Origin of the sequence: Achromobacter ruhlandii, assembly GCF_002082135.1 — a bacterium.
Classification (GTDB): Bacteria; Pseudomonadota; Gammaproteobacteria; order Burkholderiales; family Burkholderiaceae_B; genus Achromobacter; species Achromobacter ruhlandii.
Genome location: NZ_CP017433.1, coordinates 2,110,545 through 2,126,400, shown reverse-complemented (window position 1 = coordinate 2,126,400; position 15,856 = coordinate 2,110,545). Strand labels below are relative to the sequence as shown.

Genomic DNA, 15,856 nt, shown 5'->3' with positions numbered 1-15,856 from the left:
GCATTGGCGATAGGCTTCACGTCGATTTCCTTCAAGCTTGCGAGGCCGCGCCGGCGCGGCGGTGTTCACTGCCATGCCCGGGCGTGACGAACAGGATGCGGGCCGGACAGGCCACGTGCAGCCGGTGCCACACGCCGCGCGGCACCACCACGCTGCGCCGCGCGTCCAGCAGCACGTCGGTCTCGGCGCCGGTCGCGTCCATCAGCGTCAGCACCACGCGGCCCTCCAGCACGCAGAGCATTTCCTCGCCCGCGGGATGGCGTTCCCAGACGTCGCCATGCACGTCGGCGTCGCAGGCCGCGGCCTTGACGCCGACCAGCCAGCCCTCGTGCGGCGCCAGGCAACGCAGCTTGCCGATATCGCGCATGGCGCCGTCGGCGCCGAGCGCCATGAAATGATCGAGCCAGTCGAACACTGGCGGGGGGATGAGCGTGGCCAATCCGTTTACTCCTTCGAATGATGGCCGGGCGGCGCGCGCCGCCCGTGTGGGGCGCGCCGTTCAATACTCGGCGCGCAGGGTCAGCATGACGTTGCGCGGCTCGCCGTAGCGGTTGTTCCAGGCCGTGCCCGACAGGCTCTGGTAGTAGCCGCGGTCGAACACGTTATTGACGTTCAGCGCCGCGGTCAGGTGCTTATCGACGCGATAGGCCAGACGCAGGTCGACCAGCGCATAGCCGCCCTGGCGCAGCGTGACCGGGCCCGACACGGTCGAGTAGCCGGACTGCACCTGCAGGCCGCCGCCCACGCTCAGGCGCCGCTGCATCGTCGGCAGCGCATAGTTCGTCCACAGACGGAAGATGTGCTTGGGCGTAAAGCTGGCGAAGGGCTGGCCCCCGGCCTGCGTGTCGGTCAGGTACTTGCTGGTGTTGAAGGTGTAGCCGGCCGCCACCGTCCAGTTCGGCGTGATGCTGCCGCTGGCCTCGGCCTCGAAGCCGCGGCTGCGCACCTCGCCGCCCGCCACGTAGTAGCAGTTCTGGCCGACGCAGGGCCAGGCCGGATCCTGCTGCGCGCGGTTCTTCTGGCGGATCTGGAACGCAGCCAGCGATACATTCAGCGCGCCGTCCATCAGTTCGCCCTTGATGCCGGCCTCGTAGTTGGCGCCGGTGACCGGGTCCAGCCCCTGGCCGTCGCGCGTCAGCTGGGTCTGCGGCTGGAACACCTCGGCATAGCTGCCGTACAGCGACCACTGGCGGTCCAGATCGACGATCAGCCCGCCGTAGGGCGTGAATTCGGGGTCGATGCGCTGTCGCGAACCGGGCGCGTCCTGGTTCCACCAGCTCATGCGGCCGCCCAGCACCAGCGTCAGTGGATCGGCCAGGGAGAAGCGGCCCATGCCGTAGACGCCCTGCTGGCGCGCGCGCGTCTCGCCCGGCGAGGTATAGGGGCCGACGCCCGGCTCCGGCACGCTGCGCGGATCCCAGTCGAACACGTTCACCGGCACGCGCAGCGCCGGCGTCAACTGGCCGGTGTACTGCTCGGTCGTGGTGCGCTGCGCATTACCGCCGACCAGCAGCTCGTGGCGCCGGCCGAACAGCTCCACGGGGCCGCTGACGTAGGCATCGACGCTGGCCTGGGTGTTGTCGAATTTGTAGGCGCCGCCCATCAGCGCCGAGCCCAGGCCAGTCTGGCGGTCGATCGCGCCATAGGCGCCGGCGTACTTCAGGTTGCTGTCGGCGGTGAGGTAGTTGGCGCTGAGCTTGGCGCTCCAGCCCTGGCCGAAGCGGTGTTCCAGGTCGGCGAACACGCGCGTCGTGTTCCAGTTGAAGCGGTCCCAGGCCGCGTCCAGGTAGGTCGAGCGCTTCAGGCCGATGTCGCCGCCATCCTTGTAGCGTGGCACGCCCGCCATGTTGGTGGTGGAGCGGATGCGCTGGTATTGCAGCCCGGCCGACAGCACCGTGTCCGGGCCCAGGTCGACCTCGCCGATGCCGTAGAACAGCGCCGACTTCTGGTCCGCCACGTCGTAGAAATAGCCGCGGTCTTCAAAGGCCGTGACGAGACGGCCGCGCACGCTGCCGCTGGCGTTGAGCGGGCCGCCCAGGTCGGCGTCGGCGCGGTAGCGGTCCCAGTTGCCAGCGCTGACCGCGCCGCTGAAGGCGAACTCGCGCTGCGGACGCTTGCGCACCAGGTTGACGGTGGCGGCGGGATTGCCGGCGCCATGCAGCAGGCCGTTGGCGCCGCGCAGGATCTCGACGCGCTCGTACACCGCCATGTCCTGCGGCGACGCGGCCATGTTGCCCATCAGCACCGGCACCCCATCCTGCTCGTACGAATCGACCTTGAAGCCGCGGGAATAGTAGGCCGTGGTCAGCAACTGGTACGGCTGCACCGTGATGCCGGTGGCGTGCAGCATGACGTCATCCAGGCTCTGCAGGTTCTGCTGCCGCATCTGTTCCTGGCCGATCACGGTGATCGACTGCGGCGTCTCGCGCACCGTCAAGGGCAGCTTGCCCATCGTGGGCGCCGGCGCGGTCGCGTCGCGTTCGCCGCTGACGGTGACCGCCGGCAAGGTCGCGGCATCGTCGGACGCTTGCGCCGCCACCGGCCCCGCCGCCGTCAATGCCAGCCACACCGGCCAATGGCGCGCCGCGCCCTTGCGCGGCCGTGCCGCCCTATTCCTGAACCTTGATCGCACCGCCGTTCCTCTTTCCTGGTTACTGAGAATTATTCTCAAACCATTCTAGAGAGCGACGTGGCGCGCCACTGGCGATTGCGGAAGTCTCGCTGGCGATTGCGGAAGTTTTTTACCGGGCGGGCCGAGGCGGCCGGGACGCGCCATGCGACGCGCGCGGCCGCCTCAGCCGATGACGACGGTCAATACTCGGCGCGCACCGTCAGCATGAAGTTGCGCGGCTCGCCGTAGTAGTTGGTCCAGTTGGCGTCGTTCAGGCGCTGGTAGTAGACGCGGTCGAACAGGTTGTTGGCGTTGAGCGCCACCGTCACGTGCTTGTCGACGCGGTAGGCCACGCGCATATCGGCCAGCGCGTAGCCGCCCTGGCGCAGCGTGATCGGTCCGGCCACGTTGTAGAAGCCCGATTGCACCTGCATGCCCCCGCCCACGCTCAGGCGCCGCGCCAGTCCCGGCAAGGCGTACTCGGTCCACAGACGGAAGATGTGCCTGGGCGTGAAGCTGGCGAGGGCCAGGCCCGCCGAGCGGGTGTCGGTCAGGTAGCGGGTGGTATTGAAGGTATAGCCGGCCGCCAGGTTCCAATAGGGCGTGATGTTGCCCGCGGCCTCGATTTCGAATCCCCGGCTGCGCACTTTGCCGCCCGGGATCGAAGGGCAATTCCTGCCCCGGCAAGGCACCGGCGAAGGCGCGACCTGGGCCCGATCCTTCTGGTCGATCTGGAACAACGCGAGCGACACGTTCAACGCCTCCGCCAGTTCGCCCTTGACGCCAACCTCGTAGTTGGTGCCCGTCATCGGGTCGAGCATCTTGCCATCGCGGTCCTTGTCGCTCTGCGGCTTGAACACTTGCGCATAGCTGCCATAAAGCGACCATTGGCGATTCAGGTCGACGATCAGCCCGCCGTAGGGCGTGAATTTCGCATTGACGCGCTTTTCGGCAGTCGGCGACGCCAGATGGCTCCAGTCGAAGCGACCACCCAGCACCAGGGTCACGGGATCGGCGAGCGAGAAACGGCCCATGCCGTAGATGCCCTGCTCGCGCTCGGGATTCCTGCCATCGGACTTGTAGGGGCCGACGTCATAGCTCGGCACGTCATGGGGGTTCCAGTTGAACACATCGATGGGCGTGCCATGGACGGTCCCGAGCGCGACCGCGTTGGAGTTCTCCCAGGTGGTGCGCAGTGAATTGGCCCCGACCAGCAGTTCGTGGCGCCGGCCGAACAATTCGATCGGCCCGCTGACATAGGCGTCGAAACTGGTCTGGCTGTTGTCGTAGCGGATGCCCTGGCCGTACAGCGTCGTACCGGTGCCCGTCTTCGGGTCGACGCCGCCCATGCCGGTGAGGTACTTCATTTCGGAATCGGACTTCAGATGATTGAAGCTGAGCTTCGCGGTCCAGCCCGGGCCGAAGCGGTGTTCCAGGTCGGCAAACAAGCGCGTGGTGTTCCAATTGGAATGGCTGTCGATGGATTCCAGGTTGGTCGAGCGCTTCAGACCGAGCGGACTGCCGTCCTTGTAGCGCGGCACGCCGCCCATACTGGGCGGCGGATTGGAACGCACCCGCTGATATTGCAGTCCGGCCGACAGGACGGTGCCCGGACCCAGGTCGACCTCGCCGACGCCGTAGAAAAGACCGGTCTTCTGGTTTGCCGCCTGATAGAAGAAACCACGATCCTCCAGGACGCCGACGACACGACCACGCACGCTGCCGCTGTCGTTGAGCGGACCGCCGAGGTCCGCCATGGCGCGATAGCGATCCCAGCTGCCGGCGCTGAGTTCGCCACCGAAAGTGGTCTCGCGTTGCGGGCGCTTGCGCACCAGGTTGATGGTGGCCGCCGGATTACCCGCGCCGTGCAGCAGGCCATTGGCGCCGCGCAGAATTTCGACGCGCTCGAACACCGCCACGTCTTCGGGCGTAGCGGCGACATTGCCCATCATGGTCGGCACGCCGTCCTGCTCGAAAGAGTCGATCTTGAAACCGCGGGAGTAGTACGCCGTGGTCAGGCGACTGTGCGGCTGCACCGTGATGCCCGTGGCGTGCCGCATGACGTCGTCCAGGGTTTGCAGGTTCTGCTGGCGCATCTGCTCCGGCCCGATCACGGAGATCGATTGTGGCGTCTCGCGCACGCTCAAGGGCAGCTTGCCCAATGTCGGCTGTTGCGCACTGGCGGCCTCGCGTTCGCCGCTGACGGTGACTGCCGGCAGCGTGGCCGCGTCCTTGGCATCCCTGGCGTCGCCGGCCAGCGCCGGCCCCGCCGCCACCGCCAGCCAGAGCGGCCAATGGCGCGCCGCCCGCGCGCGCCGCGCCTTGTTCCTGGACATTGAACGCATGGGTACTTCTCCTTCTTTGATACTGAGAATTATTCTCATACAATTTGAAGGAGAATCCGCAGCGCGCAGGCGTTTGTAAGACTCTTGCTATGTTCAGCGACCAGGAACCAGCGCGCTGGGCAGCACCCCGTAGCGCCGCTGGAAGGCCTTGGTGAAATGCGAATCGGTATAGCCGCAGGCATAGGCGGCCTGCGACACGCTCATCTCGCCGGCGGCGAGCAGCGCGTGCGCCTGGGCCATGCGCTGCTCGCGCACGAAGGCGTAGACACTGCATCCGAACACGCGGCGAAAGCCCGTGGTGAGCTTGTTGACGTTGACGCCGGCGCGGCGCGCCAGCTCGGGCAAGGCGGGGGGATGCTGAAGATCGGCCAGCAGCAGGTCGCGCGCGTGGTGCAGGCGTTCGGTATCGGCGCGCGACAGGCCGGGCGGCGGCGGCGCGGCCTGTGCCGGCTGCAGGGCGCCCAGCGCCAGCGCGGTCAGTTCGAGGGCCTTGGCGGACAGGTACATGCGCTTGAGCGCGCCCTGCATGGGACAGGCCAGCATCTGCCGGCCCAGGGCCTGCAGCGGCGGCGCCAGCCGCAGGTTGGCCTCGGCGTAGGAATCATCGTGGCACGGCGCGCGCAGCAGGCGGACGATGTCGGCGGGTTCCAGCGACAGGGAGTCGCGCAGGTGGTCCAGCGAGGTGCGCAGCGAGACAAAGCGCAGCGACCGGCGCGCGCCGAACTCGTGCTCCATGCGCAGCGGGTCGCGGCACAGGCTCAGGTGCAGCAGCGGTCCGCTGACTTGCGCGGCCGGCGCGCCCGGCACGCGGTAGCGCAGTTCCCCTTCCAGCACCAGCACCAGCTTCAGGCCGGGTGTCAGGTCTTCGAGCACCCGCTCGCCGCGCTCGAAGCGCAACGTGCCGCCGGCCAGGGACATGGCTGGCGTGGCGGCCGGAACGGCCCAGTCGAGTTCAGGATGCGAAGCGGTCACGGTGGCGGGCCCAGGCGGGATCCGACGCTTTATTGAGAGTGACTATTATTACCGTTTCACCCGTTTCATGCCAACGCGGCATTGCGCGCCGCGCGCCGCAGCGCCTGTGGCGGCTGGCCGTAGACCCGCAGAAAGGCGCGGCGCATGCGTTCGCTGTCGGTGAAGCCGACCCGCCGGGCGACGCTGTCGATACTGCCATCGCCCTGTTCGATCTGCGCGCGCGCGGTCTCGGCTCGGATGCGCTCGACCGCCTTGGCGGGCGTTTCGCCGGTCTCGGCCTTGAAGCTGCGCAGGAACTGGCGCGGGCTGACGCAGGCGACCCCAGCCAGTTGTTCCACCGTCAGCGCCGTGCCCAGGTTGCCGCGGATATGCTCCAGCACGGCGCGCATGCGTTCGCTGTCGGGCGCCAGGTCCTGCAGGGCCGAGAACTGCGACTGGCCGCCCGAACGCCGGTGGTAGACCACCATTTCGCGCGCGGTCTCGGCCGCCACGTCCACCCCCAGGTCGGCCTCGACCATGGCCAGCGCCAAGTCGATGCCGGCGGTGATGCCGGCCGACGTCCAGGTGTCGCCGTCGCGCACATGGATGCGGTCGGGCTCGACCCGGACCGTGGGATGGTTGCGCGCCAGCGCCGCGGCATGGCGCCAATGGGTGGTGGCGCGCAGCCCATCGAGCAGGCCGGCGGCGGCCAGCACCAGCGCGCCGGTGCACACGCTGGCCAGCCGCCGGCCCTGTTGGCGCTGGGCCAGCAGGCGGGCGCGCAAGGCGGCGGTGACGGCGGTTTCGCGCGCGCCCTCGCCGCCCGGCACCACCAGGGTATCGGCCGGCGTGCCGCGCCACGGTCGCGTCTGCACGCCAATGCCGCAGGAACTGCGCACTTCGCCGCCATGCTCGGACACGACGTGGACCCGGTATGCCGGGCCAGCCGCCGTCCGCGCGAAACGGCCTGCGGTCTGGAACACGGCCGCGGGGCCGGACATGTCCAGCAGCTGGAAATCGGGCACCAGCAGGAAGGCGACGTGGTGGGTCATGACGGATTGGCGTTTTTTGAGGGAATTATGTCATTCACGCCAAAGTGTGCGTCGATACAGTGGGGCCTGTCAAACCCGACCTTTCCGCCCCTTCCTTTCCCATGCCCTCCTTGCCCTCGCCCGCCACGGGCCGCCGCAACGCCCGCATCCTGGCCGTGTGCCAGGGCCTGTTCATCGCGGCCATCTCCATCGACCTGACCCTGACCGCGCTGACCGGCCACATGCTGGCGCCGGACAAGGCGCTGTCCACGCTGCCGTTCGCGCTGATCACCGTCGCCGGCGCCGTGGTCACCTGGTTCGCTTCGCTGCTGATGCAGCGCATCGGCCGCCGCAACGGTTTCGCGCTGGGCGCCCTGGCGGGCGCGGCGGGCGGCGGCATCTCGGTGTGGGCGGTGTTCCATGCCGATTTCTGGGCGTTCTGCGCGGGCACCGCGTTGGTCGGCGTGTTCCAGGCGTTCGCGCAGTACTACCGGCTGGCGGCGGCGGACGCGGTGGAGCCGGCCGCCAAGAGCCGCGCGATCTCGGTGGTGATGACCGGCGGCGTCATCGCCGCGATCGCCGGACCGGCGCTGGCGGCCTGGAGCCGCGACCTGTTCGCGCCGGTGACGTTTGCCGGCGCCTACCTGATGGTGGCGCTGCTGGCGCTGTTGTCCGCCGCCCTGTTGTTCGGCTTCTACCGCGATGCCGAGGCGCCCGTGGCCGCGGGCGAAGTCCAGGGCGGACTGCCGGCGCGCCCGCTGCGCGCGGTGGCGCGCCAGCCTGTGTTCATCGCCGCCCTGGCCAACAACGTGGTGGGATCGGTGTCGATGATGTTCATCATGACGGCCGCGCCGCTGGCGGCGGTGGCGTGCAGCCACAGCATCGGCGACGGCGCCAACATCATGCAGTGGCATCTGGTCGGCATGTATGCGCCCGCCTTTTTCGCCGGCGCGCTGATCCAGCGCTTCGGCCTGCCCAGGGTGCTGGGCGCGGGCATGCTGCTGAACGTGGCCTGCGCGCTGATCGCGATGGCTTCGCCATCGCTGCCGGCGTTCTACGCGGCGCTGTTCTGTCTGGGCGTGGGATGGAATTTCATGTTCGTCGGCGGCACCACGCTGCTGGCGCAGTCGTACCGTCCTTCCGAGCGGGCCCGCGCCCAGGGCGCGGCCGAAATGCTGCGCTACGCGGCCACCGCGGTGGCGACGCTGGCGGCCGGTCCGGCGCTGGACGCGTTTGGCTGGGAGGCGCTGAATGCCGCCATGCTGCCGGTGGTGCTGGCCGCCGGCCTGATGACCTGGCACTGGGCGCGCGGATCGGCCAGGGCCGCCACGGCAGCCGGCCCGGCCTGACCAGGCCCTGCCTGCAGCGGGTTGGCCTGACCGAGCCCGGCCTGACGCTGCCCTGCCGGGTCAAGCCCGGCGGGCGCGACGCCTACTGCTGCTGCTGGCGACGCTGCTCCAGTTCACGCAGGCACTGGGCGACGCCGGCCTGCATCTGGGCGTTGGAGACGGCGGCGCGGTCCGAGACCTCGCGGCAGCGCACGTATTGCGCCTGGCTCTCGGGCGTGTCCCGGATCACGACCGGCGCCGAATTCGGGTCGGGCGTGACGGTCATGCGCAAGGTGGACGGCGGCGACAGGCTGCCGTCCTTGGAGCGCTGGCTGGGATATTGGTATTCCTGCGTGACCGGCGCCGCGTTCTGCGCCTGGGCCGCGCCGCCCAGGCAGGCCAGGGCCAGCAGGACGGCGGTGAACGGGAGTTTCTTCATGACGACCTCTCTTTGTTGAACGCGCCCGGGCCAGGTGCTCCGCCCGGTAACGCGCCGGTCTATCGTAGCCCCGCGCACGGCCGCGGGGCGTGCCAAGACGCTACGCCGCCGGCAAGATTTGTTTCTTGCGGTTTCCCCGCGCGGCTCAACGCGCCGCCGACCGCTGGCGCAAGGGCGCCAGCAGGGACGACAGGCCGTTGTGGTCGAGTTCGTGCATCAGCGCCAGCAGGCGCCCCAGTTCGCCCGGCGGAAAGCCCTTGCGCGCGAACCAGGCCAGGTATGGGCCAGGCAGGTCGGCGATCAAGCGCCCCTGGTACTTGCCGAAAGGCATGGTGCGCGTCACCAGCAACTGCAGCAGTTCCGGATCCATCGGCCGCTACCTCGCTTCGCCAAAGCCAATGTCGGCCGCCGCCACGGCGGCGATCTTCACGCCGAAGCTGGAGATCGACGACAGCGTGGCGTTGTGGTGCGCGCGGATCCGCTCGCCCGCCGCGTGCGGCTTGTCGTGGGTGGTGTGGGCGTCGGCCGCCAGCGTCACCGGATAGCCCAGCGCCGCGGCGCGGCGCACGGTGGTATCGACGCAGAACTCGCTGGCATAGCCGCACACCACCAGGTGCGTGGCGCCCGCCCGCGACAAGGCATCGTCCAGGCCGGTGCGCAGGAAGGAATCGGGCGTGGTCTTGCGCACCCGCACATCGCCATCGGCGGGACGCAGGCGCGTGTCGAGCTGCCAGCCGGGCTCGCCATGCGCCAGCTTGCCGCCGGGCGCTTCATGCTGCACGTAGATCACCGGCGCGCCGGCGGCGCGGGCGCGCCCGGCCAGGTCATTGATGCGCGCCAGCACGGCGCCGGCATCGGCCGGCTCGGGCGCGGTTTCGAACAGCGCGCGTTGCACATCGATCACAATCAAAGCGGAAGTCATGGTTCTCGCGAAAGGAAATGGCGGCCCGGCCACAGCGGGCGCGCGGCGTGGGAAAGCAAGCCTAGCCGCATTCGGCGCCTACCAGCGGGGGCGGCCAGATGCGCGCGTACATCCAGAAATGGCGCGGCTCGCCGCGCACCTGCCGGTAATGATGCAGCAGCCCTTCGCGGTGAAAGCGGCAGCGCTCCAGCACGCCGGCCGACGCCGTATTGGTATCCAGCACGGTGGCCTGCACCCGCGCCAGGCCCAGCGTCTGCAAGGCCCACGTGGACACGACTTCGCAGGCCTGCGTGGCGATGCCGCGGCGCCAGTGCGAAGGCGCCAGGTCATAGGCAATTTCGGCGCGGCGCGCGCCCGGCGCGATCTCGTTCAAACCGATGGTGCCGATCAGGCGGTCGTCGGCCTCGACGATGGCCAGGCGCAGGCAATGGCTGGCGGCGGGGTCGGCATAGCCCTGGATCAGCGCCGCCAGCGCGTCCGGGCCGTCCAGTTGCCAACTGGTGTGGCGGGTTACGTTGTCGTCGCGCAGGTAGGCATGCCAATCGGCCGCGTCGGTGTCGCGCAGCGGGCGCAGACGCAGACCGGCGATACCCAGTTCGGGCGCGCGCCGCGGCCAGTCGGAAAGAGGCAGGAACATGAAGAGGGCTACGTGGCAAAGGATGGGCCGGTGCGCTCGCGCCGGCCAGGAACAGCTTAACAGGCCCGCGCCCGTCAGAAATCCAGCCGCCCCTTCAATTCGCTGAAAGGCACCATGATGTGCTCGCGGTAGGCGGGACGCTCGCGCAGGCGGTCGTACCAGGCCCGCACGTGCGCCAGGGGCTCGTGGGCGATGTCCAGTTCGTAGTAGCGGTAGAGCGCGGTGGCGGCGGGGATGTCGGCCAGCGTCAGGGCCTGCCCGCCCAGATAGGGTTGCGTGGCCAGCACCGCGTCGAGCTGGCGCAGGCAGGCATGGGTGGCGGCCAGGCTGCGCGCGATGGCGGGCAGGTCGCGCTGCGCCTCGGGGGTGCGGTAGTAGCCCCAGAACACACCCGACAGGAAGGCGGGCTGCAACGCCGTCTGGGCCCAGTCCATCCAGCCGTCGGCGCGCGCGCGGCGCGCCGGATCGGCCGGCCAGAAGGCCTCGGCGCCATGGCGCGCGGCCAGGTAACGCAGGATCGCGTGCGACTCCCACACCACCGTGTCGCCATCGCGCAGCAGCGGCACCCGGCCATGCGGGTTCATGCGCAGGAATTCCGGCGTATCGAGCAGGCCGAATTGTCCGCCGGCGGGAATGTGCTCGTAGGCCAGGCCCAGTTCGCCTGCCAGCCAAAGCACTTTCTGCACGTTGAACGAACTGCGCCGGCCCCAGATCGTCGGCAGGGTCATGGCCTGTCCTCCCGTGTCAGCCGGCCACGACGATGCGCGGCTCGCACAGCACCGGGAAGTTCACCGAATTGGCGATGTAGCAGAAATGGTGGGCGCGGGCGTGCAGCGCTTCGGCCAGTCCGGCATCGCCGCCCGCGGCGATGGTGACCTCGGGCCGCAGCGTGACCGAGGCGAAGGCGCCGCCGCGCTCGGGGTCTTCGCGCATGACGCCGTGGGCGTCGTCGCGGTAGGCTGTGACGATGATGTTCTCGACCGCGCACAGATGCAGATACCAGAGCTTGTGGCAGGCCGACAGCGAGGCCACCAACAGGTCCTCGGGATTCCAGCGCGCCGGGTCGCCGCGGAACGCGGGATCGGCCGAACCGGCGATATCGGGCTTGCCCGGCGACTGGATCACGTGGTCGCGGGCATATGCGGTGTAACTGGCGGTGCCCTTGCCGGTATTGCCGGTCCAGGTCACGCCGACGTCGTAATGGTGTTCGCCTTTCATTGCGGCTTCCTTGCGGCGCGCCACGCCGGCGCGCAAAGATCGCTAGCGTAGCGCATGCGCCACGCGCCGGAAACGGGACGGCGGCGCGCGCTATCCCGGCATGGTGTCCGGATACGCTGGAACGCCCGGCCCATGATCGAGCCACGGCACGTCGTGCGCGGTGTGGATGTGCGCGAGCGGCCGCGCGCCGGGATCCTCATCCAGCGTCGCCACGCGCAGGATGACCTGCGGTTGCGCCACCCAGTGCGCCATCAGGTGCGCGCCGCAGCGGGTGCAGAAGTGGCGGATCTTGCCGGGCGACGATTCATAGGCGCCCAGCGCGTCCACGCCACGGGTCCAGCGGAAATCCGCGCGCGCCACCCGGGCGGTCGAGGCGAACGCGGCCGCGTGCGCCTTGCGGCAGGTGGCGCAATGGCAATGGACGATGGGCCCGGCCAGGCGCTCCGCCTGATAGGCCACGGCGCCGCACAGGCAGCTTCCTTGCATGATGAGGCTCCTTCGCGCCCGCGGCACGATGCCGCGGGCCTGGCCGATGAGCGTAGCGCGGGCCTGATTGGCGCGCCGCGCCGATACGGCCAGGATGGCGGGCGGCGGCGGACATGCGGGCCACGGCGCAAGGCCTGGCCGGTCGCCGCAGCGGCGTCAGGCCCCCTGCCCTTGCCGCGCCCCCATCAGCGAGCGCGACAGGCGGCTGGCCGCGGCGAGGATCGGCTCCTTCAATTCATGCAGCACGCTTTCGCCCAGGCGCGAAATCGGCCCCGAAATACAGACAGCTCCTTGCAGCGTCCAGTTGATGCCATAGACCGGCGCGGAGATGCTGGAGACCTCGGGATCGCGCTCCCCCAGCGACACCATGTAGCCGGCGCGGCGCACCGATTCATACGGTTCGCCCGGTTCGCCGGAAAAGGCGAGCAGCACGCGGCCCGGGCTGCCCAGTTCCAGCGGCAGGGCCGCGCCGACGCGCACGTGGTGCCGGATCGACTTGGGGCCCTCGACCCGCGCCATGCAGATGCGCTGCTTGCCTTCGCGCACGTAGAACGTCGCGCTTTCGCCGGTCGCCGCCGACAACTCGCGCAGGATCGGCTGGACCACCTCGACGATGTTGAAGGTGGCCTGGTAACACGCGCCCAGCCAGCCGGCGGCGCGCGCCAGGCGCCAGGTGCCGTCGGGCCGCTGCGCCAGGTAGTCGTCCATGGCCAGGGTGCGCGCCAGCCGCAGCACGGTGGAGCGATGGCAGCCGGTGCGCCGGCTCAATTCCGCCAGCGACAGATGCGGATCCTCCACGCCAAAGGCTTCGAGGATGCGCATCGCGCGGCGCACGGCCACCACGCCCTCTTCGCCCGGCGCGTCGGGGGATTCCGGGGTCAGGTCATCGTTCGTCATATGAAACATGTTCCGCTGTATGAACTCGTATTGTATTAGGTGGAACATCCCCCGACAATTCCTCCCATCAAAAACAAACATCGGAGACAAAACATGAAGCCGTTCGCACGCTTGCTGTCGGGCCTGGCCCTGATGTGCATGACCAGCCTGGGCGCCGCCCAGGGCTACCCCGACAAACCCATCCGGCTGATCGTGCCGTTCCCGCCCGGGGGCGGCACCGACGTGCTGGCCCGCGAAGCGGCGATCAAGGTGGCCGGCAACACCGGCTGGAACATCGTCACCGAAAACCGCCCCGGCTCGGGCGGCAACATCGGCGTGGACGCCGTCGCCAAGTCGGCGCCGGACGGGTATTCCCTGGTGCTGGGCCAGACCAGCAACCTGGCGATCAACCCGACGCTGTACGCCAAGCTGCCCTACGACCCCGAGAAGGACCTCACCGCCATCGGCCTGGTGGCCGACGCGCCGCTGGTGATCGTGGTGCCGGCCAACTCGCCGCTCAAGACCTTCGAGGACATGATCGCGGCGGCCAAGGCCAAGCCGGGGGCCTTGAACTTCGCCAGTTCCGGCAACGGCACGGTGGCCCACCTGGCGGCGGTGCAGTTGCAGAACGCGGCGGGCATCCAGCTCACGCACATCCCCTACAAGGGCGCGGCGCAGGCGTCCAACGACCTGATCGGCGGACAGATCGACATGTATCTGTCCTCCGTGCCGACGCTCATCGGCCACGTGCGCAACGGCAAGATGCGCGCGCTGGCGGTGACCTCGGCGCAGCGCGTGCCCGACATGCCCGACGTGCCCACCATCGCCGAGCGCGGTTTCCCCGGCTTCGAGGCCGTGACCTGGTTTGGCCTGGCCGCGCCGGCCGGCACGCCCAAGGACATCGTGCAGCGCCTGAATGCCGAGTTCAACAAGGCGCTCCAGACGCCGGAGCTGCGCGTCAAGTACCAGGAACAGGGCGCGCGCGTGCTTACCGACACCCCGGAAGCGTTCGCCAAGCTGATCCACGACGACCGCATCCGCTGGGGCAAGATCGTCAAGGACTCGGGCGCGAAGGTGGAGTGATCCGGCCGTGGCTGCCCTCTACGCCTACTCCAGCGGCGACGCCAGGCCGGCCACCGCCGCCCCGCCCGGGACGTGCGACTGCCACATCCACGCGTATGACGCCCGCTACCCGGCGGTGAAGGGCGCAAGGCTGCTGCCGCCGGACGCGTCCATGGCGCAGTACCGCGCGATCCAGGCCCGCCTTGGCACCCAGCGCGCGGTGCTGGTCACGCCATCGACCTATGGCGCCGACAACCGCGCCATGCTCGATGCGTTGGCCCAACTGGGCGGGCAGGCGCGCGGCGTGGCCGTGATCGACGGCAGCGAAAGCGATGCGCAACTGCAAGCCTTGCACGACGCCGGCGTGCGCGGCATCCGGCTCAATCTCTCGCTGGGGGTGACGAGCCGTGCCGACCAGATCCTGCCGCTGGCGGCGCGGGTCGCCCCGCTCGGGTGGCATGTGCAGTTGCTGATGCCGCCCGAGCGGCTGGCGCAACTGGATGGCCTGCTGTCGGCCCTGCCGGCGCCGATCGTGTTCGATCACATGGCCCGCATCAGCCCGGCGCAGGCCGGCGCGCATCCGGCCCATGCCCTGGTGCTGCGCCTGCTCGGCCAGGGCCGCGCCTGGCTCAAGCTGTCGGGCGGCTACCTCGTCAGCCCGCGCCACAGCGTCGAGGATCCCGCGCTGGACGCGCTGGCCCGCGGCTATCTCGACGCCAATCCCGAACGCATCGTCTGGGGCAGCGATTGGCCCCACGCCTCGGCGTCGGCCGGCATGCAGCCCATGCCCGACGACGCGCGCCAGCTCGACCGGCTGGCCGACTGGGCCGGCAGCGCCCGGCTGCGCCAGGTACTGGTGCACAACCCGGCGGCCCTGTACGGCTTTGCGGCATGAATACCAGAACAACACGGAGACAACCCATGCAGACCTCTTATTCGCTCTCGCGCCGGCGCTTCCTCGCCCTTGGCGCGGCCGTGGCGGCGGGCGCGGCCTTCAGCGCGCGGGCCGCGCAGGATTGGCCCGCCGGCAAGACCATCACCTGGGTGGTGCCCTATCCGGCCGGCGGCAGCACCGACGTGCTGGGCCGCGCCATCGCGCAGCAACTGGATGCGCTGCTGGCCGCGCACGTGATCGTCGACAACCGTCCCGGCGCCACCGGCACCATTGGCGCGGCCCGCGTGGCCCGCGCCGAGCCCGACGGCCTGACATTGCTGGGCACCTCGATCGGGCCCCAGGCGATCGCGCCGCACGTCCTCGGCAAGCTGACCTATGACCCGGTGGAGGACTTCGCCCCCGTCATCATGATCGGCACCATTCCCCATCTCCTGGTGGTGGGCAAGGACCAGCCCTTCCACACGGTCGCCGACCTGATCACGGCCGCGAAAAAGGCGCCGCAAAGCCTGGCGTATGCCTCGGGCGGCACGGGCACGATCCTGCACATGCAGGGCGAACTGCTGCAGCAAAAGAGCGGCGCGCGGTTCCTGCATGTGCCCTACAAGGGCGACACGCCCGCGCTGCAGGACACGCTGGCCGGGCAAGTGCAATTCGCCTTCATTCCCGCCGCCGCCGCGCTGCCGCATGTGCGGACGGGCGCGCTGCGCGCGCTCGCCGCCACGTCGGCGCAGCGCCTGCCGGCCTTGCCGCAGGTGCCAACCATGGCCGAGGCCGGCTTCAGCGATTTCGTGGTGGAGCAATGGCAGGCCGTGTTCGCCCCCGCCGCCACGCCCGCGCCCCTCATCGCCCGGCTCAATGCCGGCATCGGACGCGCATTGCAGAGCCCGGCGCTCACGGCGCTGGCCGAGCAGCTCGGCATCACGCTGGCCGGCGGCACGCCGCAGGCCCTGGACACCACCCGCAGGGCGGACTTCGACAAATGGGGCAAGGTCATCCGCGATGCCGGCATCAAGCCGGCCTGACCCCCCCTCCCGACTTTCTCTTTCTTCACAGGA

At 69.6% G+C, this 15,856-nt stretch carries 17 protein-coding genes; 4 read left to right on the top strand and 13 right to left on the bottom strand.

The annotated features are described in order from the left end of the window. Window positions 1–31: 31 nt before the first annotated feature. The 5 genes from AruCF_RS09670 to AruCF_RS09650 all read right to left on the bottom strand — a co-directional run bounded on the left by AruCF_RS09670 (window position 32) and on the right by AruCF_RS09650 (window position 6,959). Window positions 32–439 carry a cupin domain-containing protein gene (locus tag AruCF_RS09670; RefSeq protein ID WP_063570325.1) on the bottom strand — a complete coding sequence of 136 codons (408 nt, stop codon included), beginning with the start codon at window positions 437–439 and terminating at the stop codon, window positions 32–34. Between the two features lie 60 nt (window positions 440–499). After that, the gene (locus AruCF_RS09665; protein WP_144419114.1) at window positions 500–2,632 is read right to left on the bottom strand and encodes a TonB-dependent siderophore receptor; all 2,133 of its coding nucleotides are present in this window, start codon (window positions 2,630–2,632) and stop codon (window positions 500–502) included. Between the two features lie 179 nt (window positions 2,633–2,811). After that, complete coding sequence (locus AruCF_RS09660; protein WP_080977383.1) at window positions 2,812–4,956, bottom strand: TonB-dependent siderophore receptor; 2,145 nt, start codon at window positions 4,954–4,956, stop codon at window positions 2,812–2,814. A gap of 93 nt (window positions 4,957–5,049) precedes the next feature. Beyond that, window positions 5,050–5,928, bottom strand: a complete 879-nt coding sequence (locus AruCF_RS09655; RefSeq protein ID WP_235432762.1) for a helix-turn-helix transcriptional regulator — start codon at window positions 5,926–5,928, stop codon at window positions 5,050–5,052. A 65-nt stretch (window positions 5,929–5,993) separates the two neighbouring features. After that, window positions 5,994–6,959 (bottom strand): GlxA family transcriptional regulator, encoded by a 966-nt coding sequence (locus tag AruCF_RS09650; RefSeq protein ID WP_024069572.1) that lies wholly within the window; start codon window positions 6,957–6,959, stop codon window positions 5,994–5,996. A gap of 101 nt (window positions 6,960–7,060) precedes the next feature. Between AruCF_RS09650 and AruCF_RS09645 the strand changes: the two genes are divergently transcribed. Further along, window positions 7,061–8,287 carry an MFS transporter gene (locus AruCF_RS09645; RefSeq protein WP_049073047.1) on the top strand — a complete coding sequence of 409 codons (1,227 nt, stop codon included), beginning with the start codon at window positions 7,061–7,063 and terminating at the stop codon, window positions 8,285–8,287. An 82-nt stretch (window positions 8,288–8,369) separates the two neighbouring features. On the opposite strand, the gene AruCF_RS09640 is transcribed toward AruCF_RS09645, so the two are convergent. From AruCF_RS09640 to AruCF_RS09605, 8 genes are all read right to left on the bottom strand, one after another. Beyond that, entirely contained in the window at window positions 8,370–8,705 is a 336-nt protein-coding gene (locus AruCF_RS09640; RefSeq protein WP_049073046.1) for a hypothetical protein, read from the bottom strand. A gap of 145 nt (window positions 8,706–8,850) precedes the next feature. Beyond that, on the bottom strand, window positions 8,851–9,075 hold the full coding sequence (locus AruCF_RS09635; RefSeq protein ID WP_049073045.1) for a DUF3820 family protein: 225 nt from the start codon (window positions 9,073–9,075) through the stop codon (window positions 8,851–8,853). Window positions 9,076–9,081: 6 nt separating this feature from the next. After that, window positions 9,082–9,627 (bottom strand): cysteine hydrolase family protein, encoded by a 546-nt coding sequence (locus AruCF_RS09630; RefSeq protein WP_049073044.1) that lies wholly within the window; start codon window positions 9,625–9,627, stop codon window positions 9,082–9,084. Window positions 9,628–9,688: 61 nt separating this feature from the next. Further along, window positions 9,689–10,264: a GNAT family N-acetyltransferase gene (locus tag AruCF_RS09625; RefSeq protein WP_049073043.1), complete on the bottom strand. Its 576-nt coding sequence runs from the start codon at window positions 10,262–10,264 to the stop codon at window positions 9,689–9,691. A 74-nt stretch (window positions 10,265–10,338) separates the two neighbouring features. After that, complete coding sequence (locus AruCF_RS09620; RefSeq protein ID WP_080977561.1) at window positions 10,339–10,986, bottom strand: glutathione S-transferase family protein; 648 nt, start codon at window positions 10,984–10,986, stop codon at window positions 10,339–10,341. Window positions 10,987–11,008: 22 nt separating this feature from the next. Continuing rightward, window positions 11,009–11,482, bottom strand: coding sequence for an OsmC family protein (locus AruCF_RS09615; protein WP_020928506.1), 474 nt, complete (start codon window positions 11,480–11,482; stop codon window positions 11,009–11,011). A 90-nt stretch (window positions 11,483–11,572) separates the two neighbouring features. Continuing rightward, window positions 11,573–11,968, bottom strand: coding sequence for a GFA family protein (locus AruCF_RS09610; RefSeq protein ID WP_049073041.1), 396 nt, complete (start codon window positions 11,966–11,968; stop codon window positions 11,573–11,575). A 156-nt stretch (window positions 11,969–12,124) separates the two neighbouring features. Continuing rightward, the gene (locus AruCF_RS09605) at window positions 12,125–12,874 is read right to left on the bottom strand and encodes an IclR family transcriptional regulator (RefSeq protein ID WP_006385034.1); all 750 of its coding nucleotides are present in this window, start codon (window positions 12,872–12,874) and stop codon (window positions 12,125–12,127) included. Between the two features lie 84 nt (window positions 12,875–12,958). Between AruCF_RS09605 and AruCF_RS09600 the strand changes: the two genes are divergently transcribed. The 3 genes from AruCF_RS09600 to AruCF_RS09590 are packed head-to-tail and all read left to right on the top strand — an operon-like array spanning window position 12,959 to window position 15,823. Continuing rightward, window positions 12,959–13,927, top strand: coding sequence for a Bug family tripartite tricarboxylate transporter substrate binding protein (locus AruCF_RS09600; RefSeq protein WP_020928509.1), 969 nt, complete (start codon window positions 12,959–12,961; stop codon window positions 13,925–13,927). A gap of 7 nt (window positions 13,928–13,934) precedes the next feature. Continuing rightward, window positions 13,935–14,801 carry an amidohydrolase family protein gene (locus tag AruCF_RS09595; RefSeq protein WP_049073040.1) on the top strand — a complete coding sequence of 289 codons (867 nt, stop codon included), beginning with the start codon at window positions 13,935–13,937 and terminating at the stop codon, window positions 14,799–14,801. A gap of 26 nt (window positions 14,802–14,827) precedes the next feature. After that, complete coding sequence (locus AruCF_RS09590) at window positions 14,828–15,823, top strand: Bug family tripartite tricarboxylate transporter substrate binding protein (RefSeq protein ID WP_049073039.1); 996 nt, start codon at window positions 14,828–14,830, stop codon at window positions 15,821–15,823. Window positions 15,824–15,856 lie beyond the last annotated feature (33 nt).

What these genes read in the sequence shown, in the direction of transcription:
- AruCF_RS09660 (WP_080977383.1), bottom strand. Translation starts at nt 4,956, where the DNA reads ATGCGTTCAATGTCCAGGAACAAGGCGCGGCGCGCGCGGGCGGCGCGC.
- AruCF_RS09650 (WP_024069572.1), bottom strand. Translation starts at nt 6,959, where the DNA reads ATGACCCACCACGTCGCCTTCCTGCTGGTGCCCGATTTCCAGCTGCTG.
- AruCF_RS09645 (WP_049073047.1), top strand. Translation starts at nt 7,061, where the DNA reads ATGCCCTCCTTGCCCTCGCCCGCCACGGGCCGCCGCAACGCCCGCATC.
- AruCF_RS09640 (WP_049073046.1), bottom strand. Translation starts at nt 8,705, where the DNA reads ATGAAGAAACTCCCGTTCACCGCCGTCCTGCTGGCCCTGGCCTGCCTG.
- AruCF_RS09635 (WP_049073045.1), bottom strand. Translation starts at nt 9,075, where the DNA reads ATGGATCCGGAACTGCTGCAGTTGCTGGTGACGCGCACCATGCCTTTC.
- AruCF_RS09630 (WP_049073044.1), bottom strand. Translation starts at nt 9,627, where the DNA reads ATGACTTCCGCTTTGATTGTGATCGATGTGCAACGCGCGCTGTTCGAA.
- AruCF_RS09625 (WP_049073043.1), bottom strand. Translation starts at nt 10,264, where the DNA reads ATGTTCCTGCCTCTTTCCGACTGGCCGCGGCGCGCGCCCGAACTGGGT.
- AruCF_RS09615 (WP_020928506.1), bottom strand. Translation starts at nt 11,482, where the DNA reads ATGAAAGGCGAACACCATTACGACGTCGGCGTGACCTGGACCGGCAAT.
- AruCF_RS09610 (WP_049073041.1), bottom strand. Translation starts at nt 11,968, where the DNA reads ATGCAAGGAAGCTGCCTGTGCGGCGCCGTGGCCTATCAGGCGGAGCGC.
- AruCF_RS09605 (WP_006385034.1), bottom strand. Translation starts at nt 12,874, where the DNA reads ATGTTTCATATGACGAACGATGACCTGACCCCGGAATCCCCCGACGCG.
- AruCF_RS09600 (WP_020928509.1), top strand. Translation starts at nt 12,959, where the DNA reads ATGAAGCCGTTCGCACGCTTGCTGTCGGGCCTGGCCCTGATGTGCATG.
- AruCF_RS09590 (WP_049073039.1), top strand. Translation starts at nt 14,828, where the DNA reads ATGCAGACCTCTTATTCGCTCTCGCGCCGGCGCTTCCTCGCCCTTGGC.